Raw genomic sequence first — 13,147 nt, 5'->3', positions numbered from 1 at the left:
CGGGAGACTGCCCCAGGGGTACGACAGTCCCGTTCAGACGCGTGCGGTGGCGTGCTCCGCCTCGTGGTCGAGCAGCCAGCGCTTCACCGTGGTCCCCCAGCGGAAGCCGCCCATCCCGCCCCCGGTCGCGGTCACCCGGTGGCAGGGCACGAAGAGCGCCGCGGCGTTCCGGGCGCACGCCCCGGCCGCCGCCCGCACCGCGGTGGGCCGGCCACAGCGGGCGGCGAACCCCGCGTAGCTGTCCGGCTCCCCGGCCGGGACCGTGCGCAGCACCTCCCACGCCTGCGTGAGGAACGGGCCCGAGAGCTGGCGGACCGCCACGCCGTCGATCGCGGCGAGGTCCCCGGCGTGGAAGGCCTCGACCACGTCGAGCACCGGCAGCCGGTCGACCGCCGTGACCGTGTCCGGACGCAGGGACCGGTGCACGACGGGCAGGAGGTCGCCGATGTCGGCGGTCCAGCCGCTGGCCAGCACGGCCCCGTCCTCGACCAGCACGGTGAACGGTCCGACCGGGGTGTCGGTGGTGGCGTGCTCTGCGGTCATGACGGGGTCTCCGGGGGCTCGGGGTGGCGGGTGAACAGTGCCGGGGCCGACATCGCCCACAGGTGCAGGACCGCGTAGGACCGCCACGGTCGCCAGCGGGTGGCGGCGTCGGCGTCGGTGCTGCCCAGCGCGGTGAGGCTCTTGCGCAGCGCCAGGTCGCCGGGCAGCCAGACGTCGGGGTCGCCGAGCCCGCGCAGCGCGACCAGCGCCACCGTCCACGGCCCGATGCCGGGCACCGCGAGCAGGGCGCGGCCGGCCTCCTCGCGGTCCGCGCCGGGTCCCAGGGCGATGGCGCCGTCGACCAGGCCGGCGGCCAGGGCGTGCACGGTCCGGCGGCGTGACCCGGTCAGCCCGACCGCGGTGAGGTCGGCGTCGACCAGCGCGGCGGCCCGGGGGAAGACGTGGGTCAGCGTGCCGACCGGCTCGGCCAGCGGGGTGCCGGCCGCGGTGAGCAGCCGGGCGGTGAAGGTCCGCGCGCCGCCCAGGGACACGTGCTGTCCCAGCACCGCCCGGACGGCGGCCTCGTCGGCGTCGGGGGCGGTCGGCACCCGGCGTCCCGGCGCGGCGCGGACCAGGCCGGTGAGCGCGGGGTCGGCGGCGAGCACGTCGTCGACGGCGGTCGGGTCGGCGTCCAGGTCCAGCAGGTGCCGGCAGCGGGCCACCGCCACCCCGAGGTCGCGCAGCCGGGTCAGCTGCAGGCGGGCGGTCACCGAGCTGCCGTCGGCGCCGGGGGACAGCCGGACGACGCCGGGACCGTGCGGGAGGTCCAGCACCCGGGAGAAGGTCTCGCCGTCCCACTCCTCGAGGCCGGCGACGGCGTGCGCCCCCAGGAAGAGCAGGACCTCCTCGGCGGCGAAGGGCGCCCGGGCGGCCAGCCGGAGGGTGAGCCACCCCGAGGGCCCGGTGGCCGGGGTGGCCGCCGCCCGCAGCGCCGTCGGCGTGGTCGCGAAGACCTCCCGCACCGTGTCGTTGAACTGCCGGATGCTGGCGAACCCGGCGGCCGTGGCGACCTCGGCCATCGGCAGGGTCGTCGTCTCCACCAGGACCCGGGCGGTCTGCGCACGCTGGGCGCGGGCCAGGGCCAGCGCGCCGACCCCCAACTCGGCGACCAGCTGGCGGTGGAGCTGGCGCTCGGAGTACCCGAGCCGGGCGGCGAGCCCGGTGACCCCGCTGCGCTCGACCTCGCCGTCCCCGATGAGCCGGACGGCGCGGGCGACGACGTCGGCGCGCACGTCCCACTCCGGCGACCCCGGGACGGCGTCGGGGCGGCAGCGGCGGCAGGCCCGGAACCCCGCGGACTGCGCACCCGCGGCCGTCGCGTGGAAGGACACGTTGCCCGGCAGCGGGGTGCGTGCCGGGCAGGAGGGCCGGCAGTAGATGCCGGTGGTGTGCACGGCGGTGACGAACCAGCCGTCGAAGCGGGCGTCCCGGCTGGACACGGCGCGGTAGCAGCGCTCGTCGTCCAGCGGGCGTCCGTCGAGCAGCTCGGTCACGGGACCGAGCATGCCAGCGGGCAGGACGTTGGTCTGGCGGGAATCGGACGTCGCCGTGCGGGCGGGTACGGCGGCTGCCGATAGGTGCAGTGCTCCCGTCGTCGCACAGTCAGGCCCGGTCATGGACGTCCTCATCTGCAAGACCAAGTACTCCGGGCTCAGCTACCACCGGGTGGAGGAGCCGGCGCGGGCGGTCACCGAGGCGGCCGTCGGGGTCACGGTCACCGTCGCCCAGGGCCTCGCGACCACGCTGAGCCGCGGTGCGGACTCCGTGGTCGTCGACGTGGACGACCAAGGTGCCGATGTCGTGGTGCTGCAGCTGCCCAAGACGGCGGAGCTGCTGCAGTGCGCCCGGATCCTGCAGGACCGGGGGGTGGCGGTCGTCGTCGAGGTCGACGATCTGCTGTCCGGGGTGCCCTTCGGTCAGCTGGGCCACGGGATCATCGCCAGCGGTGCCGCCGCACGGACCGCGGACTGTGCGCGCGAGGCCGACGTGGTGACAGTGACGACGCCGGCACTGCAGGTGGAGTACGGCAGGCACGGTCGCGCTGTCGTCGTCCCCAACGCGGTCCCTCGTCGCCTGGCGGAGCTGCCGCCGGCCTACGAGCGGACCGGGGACGTCGCGCAGATCGGCTGGACGGGCAACGTGCTGGGCCACCCCTACGACCTGCAGGAGCTGGGCTCGGGCCTGCAGCAGGCCCTGGAGGCGACCCGAGGGGCGAGCCGGTTCAGCGTGTTGGGTCAGAAGTGGGACCTTCAGCAGCGGCTGGGGCTGCGCGAGGAGCCCGGCGAGGTGGCGTGGCTCCCCGACGTGGACAGCTACGTGCAGGCGCTGGGGGAGCTGTTCGACATCGGCATCGCCCCGTTGCGCATCGACCGGTTCAACACGGCCAAGAGCTGGCTGAAGGTGCTCGAGTACTCCGCCCGTGGCGTGTACGCGGTCCGGTCGCCCAGCGCGGAGTACGAGCGGCTGGGCATCGGCTGGCGGGCCCGGTCGGCCCGGGACTGGGCCAAGGGGCTCACCAAGGCCGTGCAGGACCCGGACTGGCGTCGGGAGCAGGCCCGTGCCGCACACCAGCAGGTGCTCGACCGGCACCTCACCGAGCACACCGTGCCGCTGTGGGTGGCGGCCTGGGAGCGGGCCGCGGAGCACCGTGCCGCCCAGGGACGGCGTCGGAGCACCGCCTCGGTCTGAGCGGGTCCGTACTCTGGTCCGACGTGGCTCTCTCCATCGGCATCGTCGGTCTGCCCAACGTCGGCAAGTCGACCCTCTTCAACGCCCTGACCAAGAACGACGTGCTCGCCGCGAACTACCCGTTCGCGACCATCGAGCCCAACGTCGGCGTGGTCGGCGTCCCCGACGAGCGGCTCGGGAAGCTGGCCGAGGTCTTCGGCAGCGCCAAGCAGATCCCGGCGACGGTCTCCTTCGTCGACATCGCCGGCATCGTCCGCGGGGCCAGTGAGGGCCAGGGGCTGGGCAACAAGTTCCTGGCCAACATCCGGGAGTCCGACGCGATCTGCCAGGTCATCCGGGTCTTCACCGACCCCGACGTGGTGCACGTCGACGGCAAGGTCTCACCGGCCGACGACATCGAGACCATCAACACAGAGCTGCTGCTCGCGGACCTGCAGACCCTGGAGAAGGCCGTCCCGCGGCTGGAGAAGGAGATGCGCAAGGACAAGGACCGCAAGGCGCTGTACGACGCCGCGGTCGCCGCGCAGCAGGTGCTCGACAGCGGGAAGACGCTGTTCTCCGCGGGCGTGGACACCGAGCCGCTGCGCGAGCTGGGCCTGATGACCACCAAGCCGTTCCTCTACGTCTTCAACGTCGACAGCGACGAGCTGACCAACACCGAGCTGCTCGACGAGCTGCGCGCACTGGTCGCGCCGGCCGAGGCGATCGTGCTGGACGCGCAGACCGAGGCTGAGCTCGCCGAGCTGCCCGACGACGAGGCCGCCGAGCTGCTGGCCGCCGTCGGCCAGGACGAGCCCGGCCTGCACCAGCTGGCCCGCGTCGGCTTCGCCACCCTGGGCCTGCAGACCTACCTGACCGCCGGCCCCAAGGAGTCCCGGGCCTGGACCATCCCGATCGGTGCCACCGCGCCGCAAGCCGCCGGGGTCATCCACACCGACTTCCAGCGTGGCTTCATCAAGGCCGAGGTCGTCTCCTTCGACGACCTGATCGCCGCCGGGTCGATGGCCGCGGCCAAGACCAAGGGGCAGGTGCGCGTCGAGGGCAAGGAGTACGTGATGGCCGACGGCGACGTGGTGGAGTTCCGCTTCAACGTCTGAGGGGTCGGCCCGTCAGCGGACGCGGTCGCCCAGCAGCAGGTCGCGCACCGCCGCCCAGGTGGTGTCGGCGTCCTGGAGCCAGAAGTCGTGCCCGACCCCGGTCACCCGCCGGACGTCCCAGCCGAGTGCCTCCAGGCGGGCCGCCGTCGCGTCCGGGAGCACGGCGGGGGAGTCGTCGGACAGCACGATCGTCGAGGGGACCGCGGGCGGCGCGATCGGTGCCGGGTGGTGGGCGACGTCGCGGAAGACGCGCAGGGCCATCCCGCGGTCGAACCGCGCGGCCGCCGCGTCGCGCAGGACGGCGTCCGCGGGGGACGGGCCGGGACGGCCCCGGCTGCGCCACTCCTGGGCCAGCGCGGCCACCGCCAGGCCGACCGGGGCGGTGCCCCAGAACAGCCGCCCGGCGATCCCCTCGGTCGGGAGCCCGAGCCGGAAGCCGGGGTCGAGGTAGACCGCGGACGCCGGTGCCAGCCGCGCGACGGCGCACTCGAGCACGGAGCCGCCCAGGGAGTGGCCGACGACGACGTCCAGCCCGGCCGGCAGGGTCTCGACGAGGTCGTCGGCGAACGCGCGGAGGGAGTACTCCTCGGCCCGGTCGCTGTCCCCGTGTCCGCGCAGGTCGACCGCGGTGACGGTGACGCCGCCCGCGGCGACGAGACGGTCGGTGAGGCCGCGCCACGTCGCGCCGTCGGCGCCCAGCCCGTGGACCAGGGCCACCTGGCGTGGACCCGCGCCGTGGACCTGCGTCGCCAGCCTCACGATGCGCGTGGGCGGGTCGGGCGGAGGGTCGTCATGGGCCCGGACGCTAACCGGGTCCGGGCCGGCGGGGGATGGAGAGGTACTCCCTGGTGCAGCGGTGCGGGTGGAGGATTCAGTCGGTCCGTTCGGCGATCAGGCGGTGCAGGCGCAGCGCCACCTGCAGCTCCAGGGCCCGCCCCGGCTCCTTCCACCGCGCCCCCAGCACCTCGGTGATCCGGTCGAGCCGCTGGTACAGCGTGTTGGCGTGGATGTGCAGCGCCTCGCAGGTCCGCGCGTGGTGGCGGGCCAGCTCGAGGTAGGTCTCCAACGTCACCGCCAGGTCGCGCTGCCGATCGCGGTCGTGGTCGAGGAGGGGACCGACCGTGGCGCGGACGAACGACGTGACGTCGGCACGGCCGGAGCGGCTGAACAGCGACCGGTAGAGCCCCAGGTCGTCGGCGGTGGCGCAGGAGCCGGCCCGGTCGAGGGCGATGAGCAGGGCTGCGGTCTGCCGGGCCTCCTCGTGGCTGGCCCGGACCCCGGCGGGACCGCCCGCACCGGCGGCCAGTCCCGTCGTCGGCGTCGCGGCGCCTGCGGCGGACAGCCGCGACACGGCAGCTCGTGCCTGCTCGACGGTCGCGGGCAGGAGCACCACGACCTGTCCGGCGTGGGCGGCGGACCACCCGCGCAGCTCGGCGGCGAGACGGGCGGCGAACCCCCCGGCCGCAGCGGCCCCGGCCGGCTCGGCGTCCACCACGGCCACGGTGACGACCGCGTGCAGGTCGATCCCGTTGGCGCGGGCCCGACGCACCAGGCTGGCCTCGTCGGCATCGGAGGAGAGCAGGGCGTGCACGAACTCCCCGCGCGTGCGCAGTTCGGCCTCGGCGACGGCACGCTCGGACGCCAGCAGCACCGCCACCGTGGTGGCCCCGATCCGGAGCAGGCGCTCGGCCTCCTCCTCGGGCACCGTGGCCGGGGCCGCCGCGACCAGGTCACCACCATGACCGCCCGGCAGCTCGACGGGGACGACGAGCCCGCCGTCGGCAGCCGGCTCCCCGGCCAGGGTCCGGCCCTCGTGGTCGCGGACCGCCACGACGAGGCCGGCCGACCGCTCGAGCGCCGCCACGACCGCCGGGAGTCCTCCGCCGTGCAGCACCACCTCGTTGAGCACGTCACGCAGGTCGCTGGCGCGCTCGCGGCTCGCACTCACCTCCCGCAGCGCCGCGTTGGCCGCCCGGAGCTCGGTGGCCGCAGCCCGTTCCCGGTCGAAGAGGTCGGCCGTGCGCAGGGCCAGCGCCGCGTGCGCGGCGAGCCCGGCGAGGAGCTCGACGTCGTGCGCGACGAAGTCCCGGGCCCGGCGCTCCGCGGCGAGCAGGACACCGAGCGTGTCGTCCCCGACGACGAGGGGGACGCCGAGGATGCCGCCGAGCTGCTCGCTGCTCGCCGCCGAGTCGACGCCGTCGGTGTGCGGGAACCGACCGTCCTCGAGGTAGTCCCCGCTCCACAGCGGGCGACCCGTGGCCAGGACCTGCCCCCCGAGGCCCTGGCCACGTTCGAGCTCGATCCCGCGCATCGCCGAGCCCATGGCGCCGTCCACGACCTCGATCCGCAGCACGTCGCCGCGCAGCAGCATGATGTAGGCGACGTCGACGCCGAGCAGCCGCCGGGCCTGTCGCGCCACCTCGTCGAGCACGTCCCGGGTGTCGTGCAACGCGGCGAGCCGACGAGCCAGGTCGTTGAGCACGACCAGCTCGTCGGCTCGGCGACGCAGTTCGGCGACCGTCGGCGCGACGTCGGGGGCCATGTCCCCATCCTCGCCCGCGGGGGGTCAGGCCGCGCGCCTGCTCACCGCACGGCCTTGACCGGGCGGATGGCGACCGCACCGAGCATCACGAAGACGATGCCGGAGACGAAGAGGACCGGGTACCCACCGGTGAGCGTGACCAGGCCGGCGGCGATCGAGGGGCTCATCGCCTGCGGGAGGGTGGTGGCCAGGCCGAGGATGGCCAGGTCGCGGCCGGCGCTGCCGCCGCCGAGGCGGGCAGGAAGCACCTCGGTCATGAGGGCGAGGTCGATGGAGATGTAGGCCCCGAAGCCCAGGCCCAGCAGGAAGGCGTAGACCAGGACGCCGGTCGTGGTGGGCACGGCGAGGGGGACGGCCAGGGCGACCGACATGACGACCGAGGACCAGACGATGAAGGGCTTGCGCCGGCCGACGCGGTCGGAGAGCCAGCCGCTGACCGACGCTGAGAGCAGGACCCCCACGAGCAGGACGATGCCCATCGTGGCGGCGAAGGAGTTGGACTCCTCGTCGCCCAGGCCGATGTAGTCGCGCAGGATGTAGAGGCCGTACGTCTGGGCGCCGTAGAACCCGATCACCATGAGGAAGCGGGAGACGAAGGCCCAGGCGAAGTCGGGGTGCTGGCGGGGGCTGACCCAGAACCCGCGCAGGAACTCCCGCGCACCGGTGCGCTCGCAGGGCAGGTGGGTGCTGGACTCGTCGCGGTTGACCAGGACGAAGACGACCACGACCACGACCACGAGGGCGGCCAGGACGACGTAGGGCAGCGCGCCCTGCCCGGCGGTGCTGCCGGCCACGGTGACGCCGACCGCTTTGCCGATGGTGATGCCGACGCCGATCATCGCCGAGACCCCGCCGCGGCGGGCCGCCGGGTAGCGGTCGGGAACGATGGCCGTCGCGGCCGCCTGCAGCACGTTGACGCCGACCTGGACGACCAGCCACACCAGCGCGACGGTGAGCACCGATTGCGCCATCGGCAGGCCGACGAGGAAGCCGGCGGTCAGCAGGGCGCCGGCCACCATCCACGGGGTGCGGCGGCCGAAGCGGGACCGGGTGGCGTCGGACAGGGCGCCGGCCAGCGGCTGGGCGAAGATGTTGGCGACGAACGCGACCGTGGTGACGATCGCGAGGTTGCCGATCTTCCCGGCCTCGTCGATGCCCGCCACGATGTTGGGCAGCAGGATCCCGTTGCCCCCCGAGTTGACGGCGAGGATGGCGACGTAGACCAGCAGGAGCCCGAGGGACATCCGGCGCATCCGGGGGGCGGGTGCCGGGGAGGCCTCGGTCGGCTCGGCCGGCAGGGCGGTGGTGGGGATCTCGCTGGTCGCCATGGTGTGGGTGCTCTCCTGGTCCGGGTCGGCTCGCCGCCGCCGCTGGCTGTGACGCTAGGCACTCCGGGAGGGCCGCACGATGGGGATCCTCTCCACGGAACACCCTCCGGGACGGTGGGTGCGTCTACACCCCGAGGTTGGCGCGCAGAGCCGCCGCGCAGGCCGCGGCGCCGTGGTCGGTCATGACGATCGCCGCGTGGTCGACGCCGTGCACCAGCTCGGCGGAGGCGAGGGACGGCGTCGCGGCGACCAGGCGGGCCACGTGCGCGGCCGCGTACATCGGTGGCGAGCCGGCCCCGTTGCTCCACGGCGCGTGGACCAGCCTGACCGGCGCCCGCACGGCGGCGAGGGCCTGCGCCGGGGCGCCCGAGGCGAAGACCGAGACCGCGTCGTCGACCACCGTGTCGACGTCGCGGTGCACAGCCAGCCCGCCGTCGACCTGGGCGAGGTCGTGAGCCACCAGGGCGAGCATCCGTGGGTCGTCGGCCCCGGTCAGCGGGGCGACGGTGCTCCGGTAGTGCTCGAGGTACGCAGCCTCGTCGGCCCAGACCCGGTGGTCGGCGTACTGGGCGCGCAGCCGGGGCGCCACCGCGGCCGCCGGGGGCGGTCCCTGCTCGCCGACCTCGAGCGGCAGCCCGCCGTCGACCAGGGTGACGGTGCGGACGCGGTCCGGGTGCCGGGCGGCGAGTTCGGCGACGACGAAGCCGCCCAGCGACATGCCGAGCAGGTGGACCCGGTCGAGCCCGAGTGCGTCCAGCAGGGCCACGAGCTGCTCGGCGTGCGCGGGCACCGACGACGGGCCCGGGCGCGCCGGCGTCCCGCCACGGCCTGCCAGGTCGGGGGCGACCAGGTCGACCTCCGGCGCGGCGTCCAGCACCCAGGCCCACAGCCGGTTGTTGCTGGACACGCCGTGCACCGCGAGCACCGGCTCGGTGGTGCCGGGCCGGCTCAGCACCTCGAACGGTCCGGCCGCGGTCTCGACGACCTCGGTGGTGGCGCTCACGAGAAGACCTTGCCGGGGTTGAGCAGGTGGGCGGGGTCGAGGGCGGCCTTGACGGCGCGGTGCATCGCGAGCACCTCGGCGGACAGCTCGGCGGTCAGCCCGTCGCGCTTGAGCAGACCGACGCCGTGCTCGCCCGTGACGGTGCCGCCGAGCGCGAGGGCGTCGGCGATGATGTCGTCGAACGCGGCCTCGGCGCGGGCCCTGGCCTCCTCGTCGCCCGGGGGCGTCACCAGCAGCGGGTGCAGGTTGCCGTCGCCGGCGTGCGCGATGTTGGCGATCACGACGCCCCGGCGGACCGCAGTGCGCTCGATCCGAGCCAGCATCTCGGGCACCTGCTCCTTGGGGACGCACACGTCCTCGGTGAGCACCGGGCCCAGGCGTTCGAGTGCGGGGTAGGCCAGGCGGCGGGCGGCGAAGAGCGCCTCGGCCTCGGCCTCGTCGGTGGAGCGCTCGGCCCAGGTGGCGCCGGCGGCGCGGAAGCACGCGACCATCTGCTCGGCCAGGCCCTCGCCGAGCTCGCCCGGCTCGTCGAACCGGCCCAGCAGGACGACCTCGGCCTCGGTGGACAGACCCGTGTTCTTCCACTCGTCGACGGCCTCCAGGCAGTGGCGGTCGACCAGCTCGAGCGCCGACGGCACCAGGCCTGCCTCGCCCACCGCCCGCACCGCCGCGCCGGCGGCGACGACGGAGGAGAAGAAGCCGGCGACCGTCACGGCCGGGGCGGGCAGCGGGCGCAGGCGGACGGTGACCTCGGTGACGATCCCGAGCGTGCCCTCGGACCCGACGACCAGGCCCATCAGGTCGTAACCGGCCACGCCCTTGGCGGTGCGCCGGCCCAGCCGGACCACCTCGCCGCGGCCGGTGACGACCTCGAGCTGCAGCACGTAGTCGCGGGTGACGCCGTACTTGACGCAGCACAGGCCCCCGGCGTTCGTCGCCACGTTGCCGCCGATCGTGGACCAGGGCGAGCTCGCGGGGTCCGGGGGGTACCAGAGGCCGTGCTCGGCCACCGCCGCGCGCAGCGCGTCGTTGACGACACCGGGCTGCACGACGGCCAGGCGCTCCAGGGCGTTGATCTCCAGCACCCGGTCCATCCGCTCGAGCGACACGACGACGCAGCCCTCGAGCGCGTTCGCGCCGCCGGAGAGCCCGGTGCCGGCACCACGGGCGACGACCGGGACCCCGTGGCGCAGGCACGTCCGCACGACGTGGACGACGTCCTCGGTGCAGGTGGCGCGGACCACGGCGGCTGGCCGGCCGTGCGGCGCCCACGCGGCCTGGTCCCGGCTCATGCCCTCGACGACATCGGGGTCGGTCAGCACCGTGCCGGCCGGCAGCCCGGCGGCGAGCTCGGCGGTGAACGCGGTGCCTGCGGCGTCGTGGGTCGTCGTCGGTGTCGACGCCACGGGAGCTGTCATCGTCATGGGAGCACCGCACCACGGACGACGCCCCGACGACGTGGAGACAGTCCCCGTCACCACGGCGGTCCGATGGAGGGTCCGCCACCCCACCGGGGCGTCCGGCATCTGATCAGGCGCTCACGAAGACGTCGTCCAGGGTGACCGTCTGCAGCCCGCGGTCGGCGATCAGTTGGGCCAGCTGCGGGAACACCGTCGTCACCGGGGTGCAGTCCAGGTGCCCGATGACGATGTGCTGGGGCAGGAACCACTGGCTGGCGGAGTCGACCACCTGCTGCGGGGTGATCAGGCCCGAGTCCGACAGCGAGCCGTACCGGAGCACCGAGCAGGTGTAGCCGACCGCGGCCGCGTCCTGGTAACAGTAGGGCGGCCGGTAGAAGGGCCGGGGGTCCACGCCGTAGGTGGACTCGGTGACGTCGTGGTCGTGGCGGCCGGGGTGGCGGCCGAGGTGGCCGCCCGGCAACCGGTCAGGGCCAGGCCCCTGGTTGCACCGAGGGCCAGGAAGCGTCGTCGGTGCACGGCGGCACCGTACGTGCCCCGGACGGGGGAGACGGTGGAGGACCCGGAGTGCCGATAAGGGGTCCATGACGACGACGGTGTGCGATGCCGTGTGGTGTGCCGGGACCTCCGCGGCCACCCTGTCCTCGACCCCCGAGGGCCTGCTCGACGTGTTCCTGGCGGCCGGCTGGCTGTCCACCGCCGTCACCGAGGCCCTCGAGGCCGTCGACCTGCCGGTGCCGCTCCCGCTGTCCTGAGCCGTCGGGGCGGTGCGTACCGTCGTCCCCACGTCTCCCGCCCACTCGCCATGAGCGGGGGGAACAGGCCCCGCTCCCGGTCGTTTCACGCGTCCGGGGCGGGGCTGCTCCGTTCCCGGGTCAGGAACGCACGGGCGACTGCTGCACGGCCCAGCTGTTGCCGTCCGGGTCGTCGAAGAAGAAGAACGTCTCGAAGTCCCCGCCGGCTCCCGGCACGGTGCCGCCGCCCTCGAAGTGCACGACCTCGGTGACCGGGACCCCGCGCCCGGCCAGCTCGGCGTGGGCCGCGACGGCGTCGGTCACGCACAGCTGCAGGCCCTTCAGCGCGCCCGGTGCCATCGGGGCCAGGCCCTGACCGATCGTGATCGAGCACCCCGAGCCCGGTGGGGTCAGCTGGACCACCCGGAAGGACTCGGTCACCTGCCGGTCCACGTCGACGACGAACCCGCACCTGTCCGCGTAGAACGCCTTGGACGCGTCGACGTCGGAGACGGGCACCACGACCACTTCGAGACGGAAGTCCACGGGGGGCATCCTGCCCGACTACCGTCCTCGCCGTGGCCAACGTCTTCACCGACTACGCGGAGACCCACTGGGTGCCGATCAACACCGACATGGTGACGGTGCAGACCGTCGACGCCGGGGGGCGCCGGGAGACCCACGTGCTCTCCGTCGCCGACGCCCTCGCCCAGTTCAAGGTGAAGTACCCCTTCGTGGACGACGCCCAGGCCGCGGAGCTCTTCGCCCGCGGCGGGTGACCCGGCGCCGCCGACTCAGTGCGCGGCGGCCTTGCCGCCGCGCCGGGGCACCAGGTGCAGCACGGCGACGACGACCGCGCCCACGGCCACCCCGACGACGGCGGACAGCGCGGTGTTGGTGAGCCAGCCCAGGACCCCGCCCAGCGCGCCGGTGGCGTCGTGCACGATCTCCTCGACGTGGTGCACGAGGCCGTAGGGCCAGGTCCAGCCCAGCTCCTCGGCGCCCACGAGCAGGATGTGCCCGCCGACCCACAGCATCGCGGCGACCCCGACCGTGGACAGCGTCGCCAGCACGATCGGCATGGCCTTGACCAGCCCGCGGCCCAGCGCGGCGATGCCCTTCTGCGGCTTGGCGGCGAGTGCGACGCCGGCGTCGTCCATCTTCACGATGAGCGCGACGACGCCGTAGACCAGCGCGGTGATCAGCAGCGCGACGACGACCAGGATGATCGCCCGGGAGAGGAACGGCTCGTCCTCGACCTCGTTGAGGGCGATGACCATGATCTCCGCGGACAGGATGAAGTCGGTCCGCACGGCACCGGCGACGACGGTCTTCTCCCGCTCCGCCGGGTCGGTCTCGGTGTCCTCGGCCGCGGCGGCCTCCTCCGGGTGGTGGCCGGAGACCTTCTCCCACAGCTTCTCGGCGCCCTCGTAGCAGAGGTAGGCGCCACCGATCATCAGGATCGGGGTGAGCAGGAACGGCAGGAACTGGGACAGCAGCAGGATCGCCGGCAGGATGATCAGCAGCTTGTTGCGGATCGAGCCCTTGGCGATGCGGCCGATGATCGACAGCTCACGTGCGGGCTCCAGGCCCTGCACGTACCGCGGGGTCACCGCGGCGTCGTCCACGACCACGCCGGCGGCCTTGATGCCGGCCCGCCCGGCGGCGGCACCGATGTCGTCCAGGGAGGCCGCCGACAGCCGCACCAGGGCGGCGACGTCGTCGAAGAGGGCGAAGAGACCGCTGGCCATCAGACGGTCCGGGGCAGGCTCAGCGCGGTCACAGGGAGAGGCT

The 13,147-nt window shown here is 74.4% G+C and carries 14 protein-coding genes; 4 read left to right on the top strand and 10 right to left on the bottom strand.

Annotation, left to right across the window (positions count from 1 at the left end):
• Window positions 1-33 precede the first annotated feature (33 nt).
• Both ASG41_RS08805 and ASG41_RS08800 read right to left on the bottom strand, forming a co-directional pair.
• Window positions 34-543: a methylated-DNA--[protein]-cysteine S-methyltransferase gene (locus tag ASG41_RS08805; RefSeq protein WP_056292792.1), complete on the bottom strand. Its 510-nt coding sequence runs from the start codon at window positions 541-543 to the stop codon at window positions 34-36.
• Window positions 540-2,036 (bottom strand): AlkA N-terminal domain-containing protein, encoded by a 1,497-nt coding sequence (locus ASG41_RS08800; protein ID WP_304438017.1) that lies wholly within the window; start codon window positions 2,034-2,036, stop codon window positions 540-542. The genes ASG41_RS08805 and ASG41_RS08800 overlap by 4 nt, the downstream gene beginning before the upstream one ends.
• Before the next feature lie 121 nt (window positions 2,037-2,157).
• On the opposite strand from ASG41_RS08800, the gene ASG41_RS08795 reads away from it, so the two are divergent.
• Both ASG41_RS08795 and ychF read left to right on the top strand, forming a co-directional pair.
• Window positions 2,158-3,231, top strand: coding sequence for a glycosyltransferase (locus tag ASG41_RS08795; RefSeq protein ID WP_056292788.1), 1,074 nt, complete (start codon window positions 2,158-2,160; stop codon window positions 3,229-3,231).
• 23 nt (window positions 3,232-3,254) lie between these two features.
• Window positions 3,255-4,328, top strand: a complete 1,074-nt coding sequence (gene ychF / locus ASG41_RS08790) for a redox-regulated ATPase YchF (RefSeq protein WP_056292786.1) — start codon at window positions 3,255-3,257, stop codon at window positions 4,326-4,328.
• 12 nt (window positions 4,329-4,340) lie between these two features.
• Here ychF and ASG41_RS08785 read toward each other — a convergent pair whose 3' ends face one another.
• The 6 genes from ASG41_RS08785 to ASG41_RS08760 all read right to left on the bottom strand — a co-directional run bounded on the left by ASG41_RS08785 (window position 4,341) and on the right by ASG41_RS08760 (window position 11,082).
• Window positions 4,341-5,045, bottom strand: a complete 705-nt coding sequence (locus ASG41_RS08785) for an alpha/beta fold hydrolase (RefSeq protein ID WP_200938801.1) — start codon at window positions 5,043-5,045, stop codon at window positions 4,341-4,343.
• Between the two features lie 154 nt (window positions 5,046-5,199).
• Complete coding sequence (locus ASG41_RS08780) at window positions 5,200-6,870, bottom strand: GAF domain-containing protein (RefSeq protein ID WP_056292782.1); 1,671 nt, start codon at window positions 6,868-6,870, stop codon at window positions 5,200-5,202.
• Between the two features lie 41 nt (window positions 6,871-6,911).
• Entirely contained in the window at window positions 6,912-8,198 is a 1,287-nt protein-coding gene (locus ASG41_RS08775) for an MFS transporter (protein ID WP_056292780.1), read from the bottom strand.
• A 124-nt stretch (window positions 8,199-8,322) separates the two neighbouring features.
• On the bottom strand, window positions 8,323-9,201 hold the full coding sequence (locus ASG41_RS08770; protein ID WP_200938800.1) for an alpha/beta fold hydrolase: 879 nt from the start codon (window positions 9,199-9,201) through the stop codon (window positions 8,323-8,325).
• A complete protein-coding gene (locus ASG41_RS08765; RefSeq protein WP_235564664.1) occupies window positions 9,198-10,625 on the bottom strand; it encodes an FAD-binding oxidoreductase in 1,428 nt (475 codons plus the stop codon). The genes ASG41_RS08770 and ASG41_RS08765 overlap by 4 nt, the downstream gene beginning before the upstream one ends.
• Window positions 10,626-10,731: 106 nt before the next feature.
• Window positions 10,732-11,082, bottom strand: a complete 351-nt coding sequence (locus ASG41_RS08760) for a hypothetical protein (RefSeq protein WP_056292776.1) — start codon at window positions 11,080-11,082, stop codon at window positions 10,732-10,734.
• Window positions 11,083-11,203: 121 nt separating this feature from the next.
• Between ASG41_RS08760 and ASG41_RS23550 the strand changes: the two genes are divergently transcribed.
• Entirely contained in the window at window positions 11,204-11,374 is a 171-nt protein-coding gene (locus ASG41_RS23550; protein WP_157519213.1) for a hypothetical protein, read from the top strand.
• 120 nt (window positions 11,375-11,494) lie between these two features.
• On the opposite strand, the gene ASG41_RS08755 is transcribed toward ASG41_RS23550, so the two are convergent.
• On the bottom strand, window positions 11,495-11,899 hold the full coding sequence (locus ASG41_RS08755) for a VOC family protein (RefSeq protein ID WP_056292774.1): 405 nt from the start codon (window positions 11,897-11,899) through the stop codon (window positions 11,495-11,497).
• Window positions 11,900-11,931: 32 nt separating this feature from the next.
• On the opposite strand from ASG41_RS08755, the gene ASG41_RS08750 reads away from it, so the two are divergent.
• A complete protein-coding gene (locus tag ASG41_RS08750) occupies window positions 11,932-12,132 on the top strand; it encodes a hypothetical protein (RefSeq protein ID WP_056292772.1) in 201 nt (66 codons plus the stop codon).
• Window positions 12,133-12,147: 15 nt separating this feature from the next.
• Here ASG41_RS08750 and ASG41_RS08745 read toward each other — a convergent pair whose 3' ends face one another.
• The gene (locus tag ASG41_RS08745; RefSeq protein WP_056292770.1) at window positions 12,148-13,104 is read right to left on the bottom strand and encodes a DUF808 domain-containing protein; all 957 of its coding nucleotides are present in this window, start codon (window positions 13,102-13,104) and stop codon (window positions 12,148-12,150) included.
• Window positions 13,105-13,147 lie beyond the last annotated feature (43 nt).

Origin of the sequence: Modestobacter sp. Leaf380, assembly GCF_001424485.1 — a bacterium.
Taxonomy (GTDB): Bacteria; Actinomycetota; Actinomycetes; order Mycobacteriales; family Geodermatophilaceae; genus Klenkia.
Note: the sequence above shows the minus strand (reverse complement) of the source record. Positions and strands in the feature narration are given on the sequence as shown.